Annotated in this window: 2 protein-coding genes and 1 pseudogene; all 3 read right to left on the bottom strand. The window is 71.7% G+C overall.

The genetic code is table 11. From position 1 onward, the window contains the following. A partial coding sequence (locus DBR34_RS22200) for a TolC family protein (RefSeq protein ID WP_258223696.1) occupies positions 1-909 on the bottom strand: 909 nt, incomplete at its 3' end. Then, positions 906-1,961 (bottom strand): HlyD family secretion protein, encoded by a 1,056-nt coding sequence (locus tag DBR34_RS05675; protein ID WP_128096046.1) that lies wholly within the window; start codon positions 1,959-1,961, stop codon positions 906-908. The genes DBR34_RS05675 and DBR34_RS22200, both read right to left, overlap by 4 nt. 17 nt (positions 1,962-1,978) lie before the next feature. Beyond that, positions 1,979-2,170 (bottom strand): annotated as a pseudogene (locus tag DBR34_RS22195) (EmrB/QacA family drug resistance transporter); the annotation flags it as partial.

The following is a 2,170-nucleotide window of genomic DNA, read 5'->3' as shown; positions in this document are numbered from 1 at the left end:
ATGCAGGGCTGCCTCGGCGCGCCGGATGTCCGGGCGGCGCTCGGCCAGTTCGCTGGGCAGTCCGGTGGCCATGGCGGGCAATGCCGGCCAGTCGCGGCGGATGTCGGCCAAGCGCGCATCCAGCGCCTGCGGAGGTTGGGCCAGCAGCATCGCCAAAGCATTACGTAGCTGCGCATCACGGTGCCGCAACGGCACCAGGCGGGCCTCCAGCGCTGCCACCTGGGCGGCGGCACTGGCCACCTGCAGTGTGCTGGCCACGCCCTGCGTTTGGCGCACGCGGGTCAATCGCGCGATGTCGCGTGCAATGCGCAGGTTGTCCTCGGTGATGGCCAGCAGCTGGCGGGTCGCACGCAGCTGCAGGTAGTCACGCGCGGTTTCGGCCAGCACGGCGGTCTGCACCGCATGGGCGTCCTCATCGGCGATCTGGATGCGCGCGTCGGCTGCCTCCACCTGGCGCCGCACGCTGCCCCACAGGTCCAGCTCCCAGCTCATGCCGATACCCGCCTGGAACAGGCCGTAATCCTCCCGCCCGCCGTTGCCGGACGGATCGTTGAGGCCCACTTCGCTGTTGCGTGCCCGTACGCCGCTGGCGCTGGCACTCACCGCGGGCGCGCGGTCGGCCGCGACGATGCCGCGCGCGGCACGGCTCTGCTGCACGCGGTTGGCGGCCAGCTGGATGTCCAGGTTGGCCTGCAGCGCCTGCGCGGCCAACGCGGCCAGGGTGGGATCCTCGAAGCCGGCCCACCACTGTGCATCGCTGGCCAGGGCGTCCGCGCTGACCGCAGCGCCCTGCCACCCGGCGGGCAGCTGCGCGGTCGGGCGCACGAAGTCGGGACCCAGCGTGCAGGCCGTCAACGCCACACATAGCAGACCCAGCGGAAACACACGCCACGTGGCCTTGCCGGTCATGCGCCCTCTCCTTCCAGGCCGCGACGGCCGCTGTCCAGGTCGACGCTGGCCTCCACCGACATGCCCGCGCGCAGCTGGCCGAGCAACGGCTGGTCCTTGTCGAGCACGATCTTCACCGGCACCCGCTGCACCACCTTGGTGAAGTTGCCGGTGGCGTTTTCCGGGGCCACCGCCGCGAAGGTCACGCCCGTGGCCGGGGCGATGCTGTCGATGTGGCCGCGCAACGGCTGGCCGGGGAACATGTCCACCCGCAGGTCCACCACCTGCCCGGCATGCATGCGGGTGAGCTGGGTTTCCTGGAAGTTGGCCACCACGAACGCCTGCTGCAGCGGCACCACCGCCAGCACCGCCGTGCCCGGGGTGAGGTAGGCGCCCACGCGGATCGCGCGACGGCCGACCACGCCGTCGATCGGCGCGCGCAGTTCGGTGTGCGACAGGTCCAGTTCGGCCCGCGCCTGCGCCGCTTCGGCGCGTTGCACCGCCGCCTGCGCGGCCTGCACGCCAGCAGTGAGAATGCCGGTGCGCTGGCGTGCGGTCAGCAGCGCCGCCCGCCCCTGGTGCAGGTGCGCGCTGGCCACGGCCTGGCGCGACTGTGCCTGCTGCGCGTTCTGCACGGTACCGGCGCCGTCGCGGGCCAGCGCGCCGTACCGCTGCTGGTCGGCCTGGGCCAAGGTCAGTTCGGACTGGCTCACATCCAGCGTGGCGCGCGCCTGGTCGATCAGCGAATCCTGCTGGGCCAGCGCGGCCTGCGCATTGGCCAGCTGCGCACGCGCATTGGCCAGGTCGGCACGCGCGGCGGTCAGGGCCACCTGGTAGTCGCGGTCATCGATGCGGGCCAGCACGTCGCCGGCCTTGACCGGCTGGTTGTCGGCCACGCGCACCTCGCTGACGAAGCCGGCCACCTTGGGCGCCACCACGGTGAAATCAGCGGTGACATACGCATTGTTGGTGCGCTGGTGGCGGCCGTCGCGCAGCAGCAGCCAGCCGCCGACGGCAAGCACCAGCACGCCTGCGGCGATGACGAAGGGGACGTGTTTTCGGGTGTCGGTCATGGGGAAGATCCTGGAGTTCAAGCCACGGCGCGTGGCGGGAAGATGCGGGTGGGCAGCCATGGAATCAGCGCGATCAACGCGACAGCGACCACGGCAACCAGCAGGTAGAGATCAGCAGAGGTCAGCGCGACCACCTGCGCATGCAGGCGCGCGCCCAGCGACGGCGAGGCGGCGGCGTCCAGCCACGGCGCGTTGCCCAGGCGATCCAC

It is taken from the genome of Stenotrophomonas sp. HMWF003, assembly GCF_003061285.1.
GTDB lineage: Bacteria > Pseudomonadota > Gammaproteobacteria > Xanthomonadales > Xanthomonadaceae > Stenotrophomonas > Stenotrophomonas maltophilia_AP.
This window is presented reverse-complemented; position numbering and strand designations above follow the sequence as displayed.

What these genes read in the sequence shown, in the direction of transcription:
- DBR34_RS05675 (WP_128096046.1), bottom strand. Translation starts at nt 1,961, where the DNA reads ATGACCGACACCCGAAAACACGTCCCCTTCGTCATCGCCGCAGGCGTG.